Origin of the sequence: Bacillus mesophilus, assembly GCF_011008845.1 — a bacterium.
GTDB lineage: Bacteria > Bacillota > Bacilli > Bacillales > SA4 > Bacillus_BS > Bacillus_BS mesophilus.
Genome location: NZ_JAAIWM010000001.1, coordinates 208,272 through 224,601, shown reverse-complemented (window position 1 = coordinate 224,601; position 16,330 = coordinate 208,272). Strand labels below are relative to the sequence as shown.

Genomic DNA, 16,330 nt, shown 5'->3' with positions numbered 1-16,330 from the left:
GATTGAGAAGCGAAAAATAAAATTTGTGGGTGGATTATTGTATGGAGAAGGGGAAAGTACTTACACTTGAAGATCGTATACCAAAGTTAAAGCAGCAAAGAAGACAGAAAGCCAACCGCAGACTCATTTTCTCAGTGTCTATCTTTTTTCTTCTTATTATCAGCATCCTCTATCTTCAGTCTCCGCTTAGTCACATTGTTAATATCGAGGTAACAGGGAATATACACGTTCCCTCAGAAGAAATTATTAGTCTATCTGGCCTTTCAAATCGGACAAGCTTTTGGAGTGTAAAAGCTGATTCAGTTATTAAGAAGATTAAAAAAAATCAAGAGATCAAAGAAGTTAACATTGAACGAAAGTTTCCAAACAGTGTAATCATATCTGTAACTGAGATGAAAAGAGTAGCATACGCAATGAACAGTGGTGGTATTGTTCCAATATTAGAGAATGGAACCATTCTTGAGATTAATGAAGAAACAATGTTGCAGTCAGATGCCCCCATATTAATGAACTGGGAGACAGGTAGCACATTGCAAGAAATGGCTGGAGAACTAGCGAAGCTAAAACCAGCTATAACTAATTCAATTTCTGAGGTGCATCATACTCCGCAGGAATCAGATCCATACCAAATTACATTGTATATGAATGATGGCTTTGAGGTTCGGGCATCGATTACTGATTTTGCTAAAAAGATGAGTGCATATCCAGCAATCGTTAATCAACTAGATCCAAATTTAAAAGGGATTATTCATATGGAGGTTGCATACTACTTCGAGTCTTATGAAACGATGGAACAAACGCAGGAAAAAGAGGAAGAAGTGAACGAAGATGAAAGTGAAGGGTAATCATTTAATACTCTCATTTGTTTGTATAGTTTTAGGTTTTATGATTTCTTTTTCCTATCAATTTACTAAAACTGAAAACAATGAAGCCAATCGTATTACGAACCGGCAATGGGAAAGAGAATATGAATATCGAAACACCCTAGTAAAGCAAGAGGAATTAAACAGAAATCTACAACAAGAGCTCTTTGAAAGGCAAGAAAAAATTCGTGAGATTGAAGAGAACTTAGCTGATCAAGAGCAGGTATTATTCAATCTTGTTGAAGACGTAGAGAAACTCAGAATGTACGTCGGTGAAATAAAGATACAAGGACCTGGAGTCGAAGTAACGTTGGAAGATGCATCTTATGTACCTTCAGAGGCAAATGTAAACAATTATATTGTCCATGAAGGGCATCTCCACAATGTTATTAACGAATTGTTAATTTCTGGTGCTAATGCGATCGCTATCAATGGCCAACGTATATTTCATGACTCCTATATATCTTGTATAGGTCCCGTTGTTAGTGTTGATGGTACCCAGCACCCAGCACCATTTGTTATAACAGCAGTTGGTGATTCAGATGTTCTAGATGCAGCTCTCAACATCACTGGTGGTGTAAAAGATCAGCTGGTCAATGACAATATCAACGTGAAAATTGCTAAACAGCAACAAATTATCTTAGAGCCCCAGCTTGGCCAAGATTAGATGAAGTAAAATGAAAGGTGATACTCGTGCGAAATAGAAGTATATATGTTTTTTCCCTAATCGCGTTACTAGTTGGCTTAATGCTCGCCATCCAATTTCAAACAACCAACGAACCAGTCGTACGAGATACAAGAGATGCTTGGGAATTAAGAGAAGCGATTGATAAAGAATTAGAAGAACAATCAAAGCTTATACAAGAGATAAGAAAATATGAAGAAACTATAGAAAAATATGAATCAGAAATTGAACAAAGTAAAGAGCTAGCTTTAAAAAATACCCTTCAAGAACTAAGAGAAGAAGCAGGTCTAACTGATATAAGTGGACAAGGAATAACCATTACGATTGAAAGTATCTTTACTGAACCAGTCATCGGGCAATCCACTCCACAAGTATCAGCTGAGGTATTACGAAGATTAATCAATGAGCTAAATATTAATGGAGCAAAGCATATCTCAATTGCTGAACAACGTTATATTAATACAACTGCCATACGTGATGTAAATGGTTTTACGACCATCAATAATTTTCGTTTACCTCGAGTTCCTATTGAAGTCAAGGTGCTAGCAGATGACCCACAAAGACTTTACAACAGAATGATAGCTTCTGAATCTATAGAGTTTGAATTTGAAATAGAGGGCCTGATGCTAGTGTTTTCATCACCTATTAATCACCTAACAATCCCTGCCTACGATCAGCCAATACGTCTTAAACATACTCAGCCTGTTGAAACCGAGAAGGGGGGATCTTGATATGTGGCTACCAGTTTTAGGCTTAATTATCGGTATTGTCCTTGGGTTATCTTCAGAGATTCGGGTACCCGACGAATATTCCAATTATTTGTCAATAGCCGTGCTTGCTTCATTAGATACGCTGTTTGGGGGTATCAGAGCACATCTCCAAAATCTATATGATGAAAAAGTATTTGTATCAGGTTTCTTTTTTAATATTATTTTAGCTGCAAGTTTAGCTTTTCTTGGTGTTCATCTTGGTGTAGACTTGTATTTGGCTGCTGTATTTGCCTTTGGAGTGAGGTTATTCCAAAATATAGCCGTTATTCGTCGAATTATCATATCAAAATGGTCAGTTTCTAGAGAAAAGTAAGAAAAATTAAATTTTCAAAAAGGGAAAAGCTAGAATATGTTGAATATTCTCTTTATGTGATAAATTTTGATTGATTAAAAAAATTGTTGTTCTCTACTATTAAAAATATAAGAGTGTAAGATCATGAAGGAGGTGCCAAAGAATGAACAACAATGAAATCTTTGTGAGTCTTGACATCGGTACATCCAATGTGAAGGTTATCATTGGAGAAATGTTAAATGATAATTTGAACATAATAGGTGTGGGGAATGTAAAATCCGAAGGTTTACGTAAAGGAACAATTGTTGATATAGATGAAACCGTTCATTCTATTAAAAAGGCAATTGAGCAAGCAGAGCGGATGGTTGGTGTTTCCATTAATCGAGTAGTGGTAGGAGTAGCAGGTAATCATATTCAGCTGCAATCTTGTCATGGTGTAGTAGCTGTTTCAAGTGATAATCGTGAAATTACAAACGATGATATTCTTCGTGTAATCGATGCTGCACAAGTGATTTCTATTCCACCAGAAAGAGAAATTATAGATGTAATTCCAAGACAATTTATTGTGGATGGTTTGGATGAAATCAATGATCCACGTGGGATGATTGGTGTCCGTCTTGAGATGGAAGGTACTATTATTACAGGTTCAAAAACTGTATTACATAATTTATTACGCTGTGTAGAACGTGCCGGCCTAGAAATTACTGATATATGTTTACAACCTCTAGCAACAGGTTCGATTGCTTTATCAAAGGATGAAAAAAATCTTGGTGTTGCTCTTATTGATATAGGTGGAGGCTCCACTAACGTATCAGTATTTGAACAGGGGATTTTACGCTCAACATCAGTAATTCCTGTCGGTGGTGAACATATTACAAAAGACTTATCTATAGGTTTACGTACATCTACAGAGGATGCTGAAAAAATAAAAATTAAGCATGGACATGGTTTCTACGATCATGCTTCTGAAGAAGAAGTGTTTAGTGTTCCTACAATTGGTAGTGATCAACATCAGCAATATAGCCAGCTAGAAATATCTGATATTATTGAAGCAAGACTTGAAGAAATATTAGAGCTCGTTCAACAAGAGCTAAGAAAAGTTGGCGTTAGAGAGTTACCAGGTGGATTTGTTCTAACTGGCGGGGTGGTTACTATGCCAGGTGTTTTAGAACTAGCTCAATTAGTTCTTCGAAGTAATGTGCGAATTGCGGTACCAGATTATATAGGTGTTCGTGAGCCACAATATACTACTGGTGTTGGATTAATACAATTCGCCTATAAGAATGCAAAACTTCAGGGTAAAAAGATTGGATCAACGGTTTCCGTTGAAGCTGTCGAAAAGAAGGCTCCTAAAAACCAATCGGTTAAAAAGCAAAAAAATCAGGATGAAAACATCCCAAGTAAAGTAAAAAAATTCTTTGGTTATTTCTTTGAATAGACCATTATAAAAGGAAACGTGAGCCCTTGATAGTTACTGGCATACTCCCACACTTGTGGGCTCTGATTGCCATGTTGAACGGTAAAGGAATTTCGGTAAATTAGGAGGACCTACAATGTTGGAGTTCGATACAAATTTAGATCAATTAGCGACGATAAAGGTTATTGGTGTTGGTGGCGGTGGAAATAATGCCGTAAACCGAATGATTGAGCATGGTGTTCAAGGTGTAGATTTCATTGCAGTTAATACAGATGCACAAGCATTGAATCTATCTAAGGCTGAAGTGAAAATGCAAATTGGTGGCAAACTAACACGAGGTTTGGGTGCAGGTGCAAACCCAGAGGTAGGAAAGAAAGCTGCTGAAGAAAGCAGAGAGCAACTTGAAGAAGTGTTAAAAGGCGCTGATATGGTATTCGTTACTGCAGGAATGGGTGGAGGAACTGGTACAGGTGCTGCTCCAGTTATCGCTCAAATTGCTCGTGAAATAGGAGCTTTGACTGTAGGAGTTGTAACAAGACCATTTACGTTTGAAGGTAGAAAACGTTCTAATCAAGCAACTGGTGGTATTGATGCAATGAAAGAAGCAGTTGATACCTTAATTGTAATCCCTAATGATAGGTTACTTGAAATTGTGGACAAGAATACACCAATGCTTGAAGCATTCCGTGAAGCTGACAATGTTTTACGTCAAGGTGTACAAGGGATCTCTGACCTAATTGCAGTACCAGGTCTAATTAACCTTGACTTTGCTGATGTTAAAACTATTATGTCTAACAAAGGATCTGCTTTAATGGGAATCGGTGTTTCAACTGGCGAAAACCGTGCAGCTGAAGCAGCAAAGCGTGCGATCTCTAGTCCATTACTTGAAACTTCTATCGATGGAGCTCAAGGTGTACTAATGAATATTACGGGTGGCTCAAACTTAAGTTTATATGAAGTTCAAGAGGCCGCTGATATTGTAGCTTCTGCTTCTGATCAAGAAGTAAATATGATCTTTGGATCAGTAATTAATGATAATCTAAAAGATGAAATTATCGTTACAGTTATCGCAACTGGATTTGAAGATAATGTTAGTGAGGCAAGACCTTCTCGCACAGTTGCTCAACCTACTAAGCCGCAAACAGCTGCCCCTGGGGTTAAGCGAGAAGTAAAACGAGAAGAGGTATCTAATCAACACCAACAAAACGGGGAAGATGCTCTAGATATCCCAACCTTCTTAAGAAATCGCAACCGTCGTAGATAAATATAAGATAAAGTCAGTCGTCACTTTTAGGTGCGGCTGACTTTTTGTTTTATTATGGAATTATAAAATTTATCAATTGTTGATAACTTGGTCTAGTGCATTTGAATCCAGCTTCAGCACCCAGCCAAGATGAAATTGCGACGATCTTTGCAATTTCATCCTACCTCGATGGAAAAAGAAAATACACTTTTTCCTAGGTCAAATAACCCTACATCAATAAAAGGGAAAGTGCACCCTTTTATTGATGTAGAAACATTTGCTTGTCGGGGCTAACCGGGGCGCTTGCGCCTTTTGTTCTTTTTAGGATAGTTTTTCCTGGTCAATAATCCAGTATCACGTAAAAGGATATTTTTCCTTTCCAGGTTTCATTTACTAAGACCAGTTTGTATACTTCTGCCTGTCCTCATTTCTAGTCCTTTACGTTAAGTGGTTAAAATTTTACAATATAAAAACGTCACTTTTCTATACCAGAAAAGCTTGTTTTTTTCTTCAAATACATCACAAAAATGTGTTTTGACAAAATATGAACAAATCTCCTAAAATTTATGGGCTCTTATCGGCATAAACTGACAGACTTTCAACTAGAATGTATATATACTAGTTTTTACAAAGGAATAGAATGAAAGTTTCTATTTCATAGATTACTGTAAAGGTTGTGCTCACTTGACAGTTTATTTAGATGCGATCTGGTTATTAAACTTTTGTATTGACGCATCATTGTTGCTGTTAACTGCTATTATTCTTAAACGTAAATTTAACAAAATACGTTTAATATGTAGTGCTCTAATTGGCTCGTCTATTGTACTCTTTATTTTAACTCCATACTTTGCAATCATGAGCCATCCTATAGTCAAGCTACTATTTTCGATTGTAATGGTGTTAACCATGTTTGGGTTTAAAAGATTTCGCTATTTTTTTCAAGCATTATTAACGTTTTACTTTTCAACGTTTTTGCTGGGAGGAGGAATGCTAGGCGCACACTATTTTTTTAGTACAGATTTGGTCATATTTGAAGGGATGGTTGCAACAAAGTCGACAGGTTTTGGTAGTCCTATCAGCTGGACCTTTGTTCTAGTAGGATTTCCAGTTCTGTGGTATTTCTCAAAAACTAGAATAGAAGATATGGAGGTAAAACAAATCCAGTTTGAACAATTGGTTGAGGTCTCCATTACAATAGAGGAAAAAACGATTTCATTAACCGGACTTATAGATAGTGGAAATCAGTTGTCAGATCCCATTACAAAGTCTCCAGTAATGATTGTAGATGTTAGTAAAGTAAAGGGTTTTCTGCCGAATGAAATAATTGAAAAATCTGAAGGATTAGAATCCTTTTCTACAATGGACAGTAGCCATCATTGGGAATCAAGGTTACGAATAGTCCCGTATCGGGGTGTAGGACAACAAAATGAGTTCTTAGTAGCCATAAAGCCAGATCTCGTACGAATCGTTCAAAAAGAAGAAGTTATTTACGTAAAAAAGGTGTTGATTGGAATTAGTCACTCCACATTATCATCTGATGACGAATTTGATTGTATTATACATCCCAAGATGTTGCTGCAATCAACCATACAATCTGCATAAAGGAGGAAGTTTCATGCGACATTGGAAAATGAGATTAACAATATGGTGGTATAAAATCCTTATTAAATTAGGGTTGAAGACAGATGAAATCTATTATATCGGTGGAAGTGAAGCCTTACCTCCACCTTTGACGAAAGAGGAAGAAGAAGTACTATTACAAAAGCTGCCTCAAGGTGACAAGGCAACTCGCTCCATCCTGATTGAGCGGAATTTAAGATTAGTTGTATATATCGCCCGCAAGTTTGAAAATACAGGCATTAATATTGAGGATTTAATCAGTATTGGTACAATTGGGCTGATTAAAGCTGTAAATACATTTAACCCTGAAAAGAAGATTAAACTAGCTACATATGCTTCTCGTTGTATTGAAAATGAAATTCTTATGTATTTAAGAAGAAATAATAAAATTCGTTCCGAAGTTTCCTTTGATGAACCACTTAATATTGATTGGGATGGAAATGAACTTCTATTGTCAGATGTTCTTGGAACAGAGGAAGACATTATTACGAAGGATCTTGAAGCTAATGTAGAGAAGAAACTACTAATTAAGGCTCTTCATCAATTAAATGATCGTGAAAAACAGATTATGGAGCTAAGGTTTGGTCTAATAGGTGGCGAAGAAAAAACACAAAAGGATGTAGCCGATATGTTAGGGATTTCCCAATCTTATATCTCCAGACTAGAGAAAAGAATTATTAAACGACTTCGAAAAGAGTTTAATAAAATGGTCTAAAAGAAATTTTTTTAGATGGACAAAGAGTTAGTCACATCAAGTGTTCAGAGCTGATTTTGCATATTTTGAGTCAATTCCGTTTTGTATAAAGTGCATAAATTTCCCTTCAAAGGAGATACTTTACTTTGTACAGCAGTCCCGTTAGGAGGGAAAGAATTGACTCGAAATAAAGTAGAAATATGCGGTGTTGACACTTCTAAACTTCCAGTACTTAAGAATGATGAGATGAGAGAACTATTTAAGAAAATGCAAAGTGGCGAAATCTGGGCAAGAGAAAAGCTTGTAAATGGGAATTTACGTCTTGTACTAAGCGTCATCCAGCGGTTTAATAATAGAGGAGAATATGTTGATGACTTGTTTCAAGTTGGTTGCATTGGGTTAATGAAATCCATCGACAATTTTGACTTAGGCCAAAATGTAAAATTCTCAACATATGCTGTACCGATGATTATCGGAGAAATTAGACGATACTTACGAGACAACAATCCTATACGTGTATCCAGGTCCTTAAGAGATATTGCCTATAAAGCATTGCAAGTTCGAGAGCGATTAATGAGTGAGACATCAAGGGAGCCAACTGCTGCAGAAATCGCCAAAGAATTAGATGTACCTCATGAAGAAATCGTTTTTGCGCTTGATGCGATACAAGATCCTGTATCACTTTTTGAGCCTATTTATAACGATGGGGGAGACCCAATCTTTGTCATGGATCAATTAAGTGATGATAAGAATAAGGATATTCAATGGATTGAAGAAATTGCTTTAAAAGAGGGCATGCGCCGACTAAATGACCGAGAAAAGCTTATCTTAAGAAAACGATTCTTTCAAGGAAAAACTCAAATGGAAGTTGCGGAAGAGATTGGTATTTCCCAAGCTCAGGTATCACGACTAGAAAAGGCTGCTATCCGACAAATGAATAAAAATATACAATCCTAAGAACTGTCATTAGACAGTTCTTTTTCTTTTTAGAACAAAACAAGGTTTTCATTTAAACTCTTAGGTTACAACCATTTTATTCACAACATCATTAAATATGGTAGTTAAAATACAGACATCTGATATTTTTTCTCTTTTATAGAATGATTATGTTTGCTAATAACATATAAATGATTATAAGTTCATTAAAATGTACGAAAGAATTTTTAAATAATATAGGACTCGATGTGATGATTGGGCAATAAAAGAGCCTACTTATATGTATTATAGCTTTCCTAAGAGAGGATGGATAAGGATGGTTAAGATATCTGAGTTCCAAATAAAAGATGTTGTGAATGTTGCGGACGGTAAAAAATTGGGTAATATTGATGACCTAGAGATTAATACGACTACAGGTAAAATTGACTCAATTGTCATTTCATCTGGAACAAGAATGTTAGGTTTTTTGGGGAGAGGAGAGGAAGTAATTATCCCTTGGCGTAATATTGTTAAAATTGGGGCAGATGTAATACTGGTCCGTTTTTATCAATCTGGGGAAGAGTACCATGATTCACAGAATTAAAGAATAAAATGAAATAGCCTCTTTTTCGTCATTTATGATAGAATAGTGTCGAAGGGATAATTTCCCTATACTTAAAATACTTTAAGTTTCTAAGGAGGCTTACGATGGAGCCATTCCAATTAGCACAGGATGAATTTTTTCGTATATCTCCTTGGCAAGACCAGTTTCCTCATGTAATGGCTGGTTTCACCTCTAAGAATGGGGGCTTTAGTACAGATTCATTCTGTACGTTTAATTTAGGCTTGCATGTTCATGATTCTAAAGAGAGTGTTAATAAGAATCGGAAAAAACTTTCACAAATCATTAAATTTCCTACAGAAGAATGGGTATGTTCCGAACAGGTTCATGACCATCATATAAAAAAGGTTACCAGAAGTGATCGTGGGAAAGGTGTATATGTGTATGAAGAAGGAATTCCTCATACAGATGGTATATACACAGATGAATCTAACGTATTACTAACATCGGTTTACGCTGATTGTGTTCCCCTATATTTTTTCGTTCCTTCACGTGGATTAATAGGTCTAGCTCACGCAGGCTGGAAGGGGACAGTTAAACAAATTGCTAGTCGAATGGTAAAGTGTTGGATTGAAGACGAGGGAGTTAATATAAAGGATATATTTGTTGCCATTGGCCCATCTATTCATGATTGCTGTTATGTTGTCGACGATCGTGTTATTAACGAAGTGGTTCAAACTCTTGCGGAAGGTGATAAACCTCCATTTAAGGAGGTGTCTTCCGGGCAATACTCTTTACATTTATCGGATTTAAATCATTTACTACTTAAAAAGATGGGCATTAAAGAAAGTAATATTTTGATTTCATCAAGGTGTACATCCTGTGAAGAGGATTTGTTTTTCTCACACCGTAGGGATCAGGGGAAGACAGGTAGAATGATGAGTTTTATTGGATATAAGGAGGATTAGGACTTTTGACTGTTAAAGATAATCTAAACACAATACAGCAACGAATAGAACATGCTTGTTCAAAAGCTAATCGAAATCCCGGTGAGATAAAATTAATAGCGGTAACGAAATACGTTACTGTTGAGCAAGCCAATGAGGCACTACAAGCGGGTGTTCTGCATATTGGAGAAAATAGAGATGAGGGTTTACTTCAGAAAAAAAAGCATTTGGGTGAAGAGCCAAAATGGCATTTTATAGGTTCTCTTCAAACACGGAAGGTCAAAAACATCATTAATGAAGTGGATTATATCCATTCTTTAGATCGTATCTCTTTAGCAGAAGAACTTAATAAGCGAGCTAACCATTCGGTTAAGTGTTTTGTACAAGTTAATACTTCTGGTGAAGAATCTAAGCACGGTATGTCACCTGATCATGTTGTTCCATTTATTAAGGAGCTTGCCCCTTATCAGAACATTCATGTTGTTGGATTAATGACAATGGCACCTAATACTGATGATGAGACGGTAATAAGAGAATGCTTCGCAAGATTGAGAGACCTGAAAAAAGATGTACAAGCTCTAAAACTACAATATGCAAGCTGTGAGGAATTATCAATGGGGATGTCCAATGATTTTGAACTAGCTATTGAAGAGGGTGCAACATTCATCCGAGTCGGTACTTCGTTATTTGAGTAATGGCTCTTAAAGCAATTATTGAAACTAAACATAATTGAACTTCCATGGAATATTATTTAGGAGGATAATAAAGTGAGTGTAAAGTCTAAATTTAAAAGCTTTTTTGCCTTAGATGAAGAATACGATTACAATGAATATGAGAGTTCAAATGAGGAGGATATGGTAGGATCTAGATCTGCCAAGCACCAACCGGCTCCTAAACAAAATGTTGTTAGTTTACAAAGTGTTCCAAAGAGCACTTCTAAGTTGATATTATTTGAGCCAAGAACCTATTCCGAGGCGCAAGAAATTGCCGACCATTTGAAAAATAGGAAATCGGTAGTTATAAATCTTCAGAGAATCTCTCATGATCAAGCAATAAGAATAGTCGACTTTCTAAGTGGCACGGTTTACGCAATAGGTGGGGATATCCAAAAAATTGGGGCCAATATATTCCTTTGTACACCAGATAATGTAGATGTTTCTGGAAGTATTTCAGATTACATACAAGAAGAAGATTTATCAGAGAAGAGGTGGTAACTTGGAAACGCTATTAAGTATACTCTTATACGCTATTAACATTTATTCCTATGCTTTAATTATTTATATTTTATTATCCTGGTTTCCAAATGCTAAGCAAAGTAGTTTTGGACAACTACTTACTAAGATTTGCGAACCATACTTAGAGCCTTTTAGACGTATTATCCCACCACTAGGAATGATCGACATTTCACCAATAGTAGCGATCTTTTTACTGAATTTTGCTAGTCGAGGGTTAGTTTCTTTATTTGAGTTTTTAGGTCTTATCTAACAAGGGACTAATAAAATAAACATAAAATAAAAAAATGTTACAAGGATGGGAATCTATAATTAGATTCCCTTTCTTTTGTTGATTGGAGCGAAGTTTATGACAATCTATCAGCATTTCCGACCAGAAGAACATGCCTTTATTGATCAAGTCCTTGAGTGGAAGGAAATCGTTACCTCAACTTATAGCCCAAAGCTATCTGATTTTTTAGATCCTAGAGAACAAATGATTGTAAAAAGTGTCATTGGACAGAATCAGGATGCGATGGTTCAGTTTTTTGGAGGCTCTCCTCATTCAGAGCGATGTCGGGCAGTCATTTATCCCGATTATTATGTTCCAACTGAAGAAGATTTTCAACTTAGCCTTTTTGAGGTAGAGTATCCTCATAAATTTGTAACGATTGAACATCCCCAAGTATTAGGATCACTTATGTCATTAGGCTTAAAACGTGCTAAGTATGGTGACATTCTATTTGAAGAGGAACGTCTCCAAATAATTGTAGCCAAAGAGATCGCAGACTTTATCCGAATGAATCTACAATCAATTGGACGAGCCAAAGTTACGCTAGTTGAAAAAGAGTCGAAGCAAATTATTCAAATCATTGAAGAATGGAAAGAAGAATTTTGTACGGTTTCATCTATGAGACTAGATGTAATGATTGCAGAAGCATATAATCTTTCGAGATCTAAAGCAACTCCATTAATTAAAGGGGGAGTTGTGAAGGTCAACTGGAGACAGGTAGAGGAAACCTCTTTTGAGTGTAGGGAAGGAGATATCTTATCTGTCAGAGGACATGGAAGATGTAAAATAACAGAAATAGAAGGAAAAACAAAGAGAGATAAATTTAGAATTAAAATTGGTAAAGCCAAATGACAAAAAGTTTGTTAAAATAGAAGGAAATAGTGGTAAAATTGTCGAAATAAGAAAGAAATTGTATAAAAGAGAACGTGGAGGTGGCCAACGTGCCTTTAACACCATTGGATATTCATAATAAAGAGTTTGCTAGAGGATTTCGTGGATATGACGAGGATGAGGTAAATGAGTTTTTAGATCAAGTGATTAAGGACTATGAACTCGTTATTCGTGAAAAGAAAGAATTAGAAGAAAAAGTGATTGAACTAAAGGATAGAGTAGGTCATTTTTCTAACATTGAAGAAACCTTAAACAAGTCTATCTTAATTGCTCAAGAAACAGCTGAAGAGGTTAAACGCAATGCAACTAAGGAAGCAAAATTAATCGTAAAAGAAGCAGAAAAAAATGCAGACCGTATCATTAATGAATCACTTGTTAAGGCTCGTAAAGTTACAATTGAGATTGATGAATTGAAGAAACAATCTAAAGTATTCCGAACCCGATTCAGAATGTTAATACAAGCTCAGTTAGAATTAATTGAAAATGATGATTGGGATCATCTCATGGAATTAAATAAAGAAATTAAAACTCCAAGTATTGACATTGACTCAGATGAATAAGGCTTGACGAAATCAAGTTTTTTACATATAATTCATTAACAAACAATGTCTGATAAAAATGACTATGATAGGGACAGTAATTCTTTTTAAAAGTCTGTTTAAGCGATTCGAGGACGGTGAGAGCTCGATACAGATAAAAGGAATGAAAATCACCCTTGAGTTCCATGCTGAACCTAAGTAAAAGTAAGCATTGGCGAATCATTCTCGTTACGAATGTAGAGTGGACTTTTTATTCATACACAGCTCATTTATTAAGGTGAAATGAGCTGGTTTAGTCTATAAGGGTGGTACCGCGAGACCTTCTCGTCCCTTTTGGGATAGAGGGTCTTTTTGTGTTTTACTGAGACTTTACTTTTATCATTCTAGAATTATGGACATGATGAAACTATTAAAAATTGGAGGAAATAGAATGGAATACAAAGATACGTTACTTATGCCAAAAACAGAGTTTCCAATGCGTGGAAACCTTCCAAACCGCGAACCTGATATTCAAGCTAAATGGGCTGAGATGAATATTTATGAAAAAGTACAAAAAAGAACTGTTGGACGTCCTTTATATGTTCTTCATGATGGTCCTCCATATGCAAACGGAGATCTCCATATGGGGCACGCTTTAAACAAAGTGCTAAAGGACTTTATTGTTCGATATAAGTCTATGAGTGGATATAGTGCACCATACGTTCCTGGTTGGGATACGCATGGACTTCCAATTGAGACAGCATTAACTAAAAACAAAAAAGTGAACCGCAAAGAAATGAGCGTTTCAGAATTTAGAAAGCTTTGTGAAGAATACGCTTATGAACAAATTGATAGCCAAAGGCAGCAATTCATGCGATTAGGTGTAAGAGGAGATTGGTTTAATCCTTATATTACCTTAAAGCCTGAGTATGAGGCACAGCAAATCAAGGTGTTCGGGGAGATGGCGAAAAAGGGATATATCTATAAAGGTTTAAAGCCTGTTTATTGGTCCCCATCAAGTGAATCAGCATTAGCAGAAGCCGAAATTGAGTATCAAGATAAGCGTTCAGCCTCTATTTATGTAGCATTTCCTGTTAAAGATGGTAAGGGTGTGCTTGAAGGTGATGAGAAAATAATCATCTGGACAACAACACCATGGACAATTCCAGCTAACTTAGGTATTTCTTTACATCCTGAATTAGAATACAGTGTCGTAAAGGTGAATGAGGAGAAGTTTGTAATTGCTTCTGCTCTTTTAGAAGAAGTGACAAAAGTGCTTGAGTGGGAAACACCAGAGGTTGTCAAAACACTAAAAGGCTTGGACTTAGACAAAGTAGTTGCTAAGCACCCTATCTATGATCGTGAATCATTAGTCATGGTGGGTGAGCATGTAACAACCGAATCAGGTACTGGTTGTGTTCATACGGCACCAGGACATGGAGAAGAAGACTTTATCGTAGGCAAGCAGTATGGCTTAGATGTCCTATGTCCAGTCGATGAAAAAGGGTATATGACGTCTGAAGCACCTGGATTTGAAGGTCTTTTCTATGATGAAGCTAACAAGCCGATTACTGAAAAGCTACAAGAGGTAGGAGCATTATTATCGTTAAGCTTTATTACTCACTCTTATCCACATGACTGGCGTACTAAAAAGCCAACTATATTCCGTGCAACTGCACAGTGGTTTGCGTCAATTGCAGATATTCGTCAGGAGCTCCTTGCAGCAATCCAAGAAACGAAGTGGGTTCCAACATGGGGTGAAACACGTTTGTTTAATATGGTTCGTGACCGTGGAGATTGGTGTATCTCACGTCAACGAGTATGGGGTGTTCCAATTCCTGTGTTCTACGGAGAGAATGGCGAACCAATTATAACTGATGAAACGATTGAGCATGTTTCTGGATTGTTTAGAGAGCATGGATCTAACATTTGGTTTGAGCGTGAAGCAAAGGATCTTCTTCCAGAAGGATTTACTCACGAATCTAGTCCGAATGGTCAGTTTACTAAAGAAACAGACATCATGGATGTTTGGTTTGACTCAGGGTCTTCTCATCAATCGGTATTAGTGGAAAGAGACGATTTACAAAGACCAGCTGATTTATATTTAGAGGGATCTGACCAATATAGAGGTTGGTTTAACTCTTCTCTATCTACTAGTGTTGCTGTAACTGGGAAAGCTCCATATAAAGCAGTGCTAAGTCATGGTTTTACGCTTGATGAACAGGGTAGAAAAATGAGTAAATCAATTGGAAATGTAATCTTACCAAGTAAGGTTATTAACCAATTTGGAGCAGATATTCTACGTCTATGGGTTGCGTCTGTTGACTTCCAATCCGATGTACGTGTTTCTGATAATGGCTTTAAACAAGTGTCAGAAGTTTATCGTAAAATTAGAAATACATTCCGATTCCTATTGGGGAACCTAGCGGACTTTGATCACCAAACAGATTCAGTTTCATATGAGAACTTGCGAGAAGTTGATCGTTACATTCTTGTGAAATTAAATAAACTAGTTGAAAAGGTAAGAAAATCGTATGAGACATATGATTTTGCAGCTGTTTACCATTCCGTTCATAATTTCTGTACGATTGAATTAAGTTCGTTTTATCTTGATTTTGCAAAGGATATTCTATATATTGAATCAGCAAATCAAAATGATCGTCGTGCAATCCAAACAGTGCTATATGAATCATTATTGAGCTTAACAAAGCTAGTTGCGCCAATTCTTTCTCATACGGCTGATGAGGTTTGGGAATACATTCAAGGCGTCGAAGAAGAAAGTGTGCAGCTTGTTGATATGCCAGAAGTAACACAATTCGCAGGTGCAAAGGAACTAGAGCAGAAATGGGATCAGTTTATGTCCCTTCGAGATGACGTTCTAAAAGCTCTAGAAATCGCACGTAATGAAAAGTTGATTGGTAAATCTCTAACTGCAAGTATCACTTTATTCACTAATGACCAATCTTCAGCCTTATTAACATCAATCAAGGAAGATTTAAAGCAATTGTTTATTGTCTCTGACGTAAAATTAGGAGGAGCGGTAGAAAATGCTCCTGCAGAGGCAAAGGCATTTGAAAATGTATCTATATTAATTGAGGTAGCAGAAGGTGAAACATGTGACCGTTGTTGGATCGTAACCCCTACAGTTGGTCAAGATGAAAGCCATCCAACTTTATGTTCAAGATGTGCAGATGTCATAAAACAAAGCTATTCAGCATAGAATAAGAGGCTTAGTGATCAATTTGGTCACTAGGCCTTTGTTTTTACTTTGAAACAAAGATTAAGCACATTTTATTAAATATTCACGTGTGAAGACCGTTTACATAAAGTAAGTAAGTAGCCTATTTTAATAACTGTTGAGTACTAGCGATTTTTTTAATAGTAAAGGATTGTCTATACGACAAACCGAA

General features: G+C 36.4%; 17 protein-coding genes and 1 other annotated feature. All 17 genes read left to right on the top strand.

Annotation, left to right across the window (positions count from 1 at the left end; all coding sequences use genetic code 11):
• The first annotated feature begins 41 nt into the window (after positions 1 to 41).
• Positions 42 to 845 carry a cell division protein FtsQ/DivIB gene (locus G4D63_RS01105; protein ID WP_163176836.1) on the top strand — a complete coding sequence of 268 codons (804 nt, stop codon included), beginning with the start codon at positions 42 to 44 and terminating at the stop codon, positions 843 to 845.
• Complete coding sequence (locus G4D63_RS01100) at positions 829 to 1,530, top strand: DUF881 domain-containing protein (RefSeq protein ID WP_163176834.1); 702 nt, start codon at positions 829 to 831, stop codon at positions 1,528 to 1,530. The genes G4D63_RS01105 and G4D63_RS01100 overlap by 17 nt, the downstream gene beginning before the upstream one ends.
• Before the next feature lie 26 nt (positions 1,531 to 1,556).
• Positions 1,557 to 2,279: a DUF881 domain-containing protein gene (locus G4D63_RS01095; RefSeq protein WP_338023876.1), complete on the top strand. Its 723-nt coding sequence runs from the start codon at positions 1,557 to 1,559 to the stop codon at positions 2,277 to 2,279.
• A 1-nt stretch (position 2,280) separates the two neighbouring features.
• Positions 2,281 to 2,631, top strand: coding sequence for a small basic family protein (locus G4D63_RS01090; RefSeq protein WP_163176833.1), 351 nt, complete (start codon positions 2,281 to 2,283; stop codon positions 2,629 to 2,631).
• 142 nt (positions 2,632 to 2,773) lie between these two features.
• Complete coding sequence (gene ftsA / locus G4D63_RS01085) at positions 2,774 to 4,048, top strand: cell division protein FtsA (protein ID WP_163176832.1); 1,275 nt, start codon at positions 2,774 to 2,776, stop codon at positions 4,046 to 4,048.
• A 115-nt stretch (positions 4,049 to 4,163) separates the two neighbouring features.
• Entirely contained in the window at positions 4,164 to 5,291 is a 1,128-nt protein-coding gene (gene ftsZ / locus G4D63_RS01080; RefSeq protein ID WP_163176830.1) for a cell division protein FtsZ, read from the top strand.
• Between the two features lie 663 nt (positions 5,292 to 5,954).
• A complete protein-coding gene (gene spoIIGA / locus G4D63_RS01075; RefSeq protein WP_163176827.1) occupies positions 5,955 to 6,872 on the top strand; it encodes a sigma-E processing peptidase SpoIIGA in 918 nt (305 codons plus the stop codon).
• Positions 6,873 to 6,885: 13 nt separating this feature from the next.
• The gene (sigE, locus tag G4D63_RS01070; RefSeq protein ID WP_163176825.1) at positions 6,886 to 7,605 is read left to right on the top strand and encodes an RNA polymerase sporulation sigma factor SigE; all 720 of its coding nucleotides are present in this window, start codon (positions 6,886 to 6,888) and stop codon (positions 7,603 to 7,605) included.
• Between the two features lie 156 nt (positions 7,606 to 7,761).
• Positions 7,762 to 8,541, top strand: coding sequence for an RNA polymerase sporulation sigma factor SigG (gene sigG / locus G4D63_RS01065; protein WP_163176823.1), 780 nt, complete (start codon positions 7,762 to 7,764; stop codon positions 8,539 to 8,541).
• Between the two features lie 295 nt (positions 8,542 to 8,836).
• Complete coding sequence (locus G4D63_RS01060) at positions 8,837 to 9,103, top strand: YlmC/YmxH family sporulation protein (RefSeq protein WP_163176821.1); 267 nt, start codon at positions 8,837 to 8,839, stop codon at positions 9,101 to 9,103.
• A gap of 104 nt (positions 9,104 to 9,207) precedes the next feature.
• Entirely contained in the window at positions 9,208 to 10,029 is an 822-nt protein-coding gene (gene pgeF, locus G4D63_RS01055; RefSeq protein ID WP_163176819.1) for a peptidoglycan editing factor PgeF, read from the top strand.
• 5 nt (positions 10,030 to 10,034) lie between these two features.
• Positions 10,035 to 10,703 (top strand): YggS family pyridoxal phosphate-dependent enzyme, encoded by a 669-nt coding sequence (locus G4D63_RS01050; protein ID WP_163176817.1) that lies wholly within the window; start codon positions 10,035 to 10,037, stop codon positions 10,701 to 10,703.
• A 72-nt stretch (positions 10,704 to 10,775) separates the two neighbouring features.
• Entirely contained in the window at positions 10,776 to 11,222 is a 447-nt protein-coding gene (locus G4D63_RS01045; protein WP_163176816.1) for a cell division protein SepF, read from the top strand.
• Position 11,223: 1 nt separating this feature from the next.
• Positions 11,224 to 11,493: a YggT family protein gene (locus G4D63_RS01040; protein ID WP_163176814.1), complete on the top strand. Its 270-nt coding sequence runs from the start codon at positions 11,224 to 11,226 to the stop codon at positions 11,491 to 11,493.
• Between the two features lie 96 nt (positions 11,494 to 11,589).
• Positions 11,590 to 12,363 (top strand): YlmH family RNA-binding protein, encoded by a 774-nt coding sequence (locus G4D63_RS01035; RefSeq protein ID WP_163176812.1) that lies wholly within the window; start codon positions 11,590 to 11,592, stop codon positions 12,361 to 12,363.
• An 89-nt stretch (positions 12,364 to 12,452) separates the two neighbouring features.
• On the top strand, positions 12,453 to 12,962 hold the full coding sequence (locus G4D63_RS01030) for a DivIVA domain-containing protein (protein WP_163176810.1): 510 nt from the start codon (positions 12,453 to 12,455) through the stop codon (positions 12,960 to 12,962).
• Between the two features lie 55 nt (positions 12,963 to 13,017).
• Positions 13,018 to 13,276: a binding site (T-box leader), on the top strand.
• 95 nt (positions 13,277 to 13,371) lie between these two features.
• Positions 13,372 to 16,140 carry an isoleucine--tRNA ligase gene (ileS, locus tag G4D63_RS01025; RefSeq protein WP_163176808.1) on the top strand — a complete coding sequence of 923 codons (2,769 nt, stop codon included), beginning with the start codon at positions 13,372 to 13,374 and terminating at the stop codon, positions 16,138 to 16,140.
• The last annotated feature ends 190 nt before the right edge of the window (positions 16,141 to 16,330 follow it).

Bases quoted from the DNA above. Each gene is read 5' to 3' on its own strand.
- G4D63_RS01105 (WP_163176836.1), top strand. From the start codon at position 42: ATGGAGAAGGGGAAAGTACTTACACTTGAAGATCGTATACCAAAGTTA.
- G4D63_RS01100 (WP_163176834.1), top strand. From the start codon at position 829: ATGAAAGTGAAGGGTAATCATTTAATACTCTCATTTGTTTGTATAGTT.
- G4D63_RS01090 (WP_163176833.1), top strand. From the start codon at position 2,281: ATGTGGCTACCAGTTTTAGGCTTAATTATCGGTATTGTCCTTGGGTTA.
- ftsA (WP_163176832.1), top strand. From the start codon at position 2,774: ATGAACAACAATGAAATCTTTGTGAGTCTTGACATCGGTACATCCAAT.
- ftsZ (WP_163176830.1), top strand. From the start codon at position 4,164: ATGTTGGAGTTCGATACAAATTTAGATCAATTAGCGACGATAAAGGTT.
- sigE (WP_163176825.1), top strand. From the start codon at position 6,886: ATGCGACATTGGAAAATGAGATTAACAATATGGTGGTATAAAATCCTT.
- G4D63_RS01060 (WP_163176821.1), top strand. From the start codon at position 8,837: ATGGTTAAGATATCTGAGTTCCAAATAAAAGATGTTGTGAATGTTGCG.
- pgeF (WP_163176819.1), top strand. From the start codon at position 9,208: ATGGAGCCATTCCAATTAGCACAGGATGAATTTTTTCGTATATCTCCT.
- G4D63_RS01035 (WP_163176812.1), top strand. From the start codon at position 11,590: ATGACAATCTATCAGCATTTCCGACCAGAAGAACATGCCTTTATTGAT.
- ileS (WP_163176808.1), top strand. From the start codon at position 13,372: ATGGAATACAAAGATACGTTACTTATGCCAAAAACAGAGTTTCCAATG.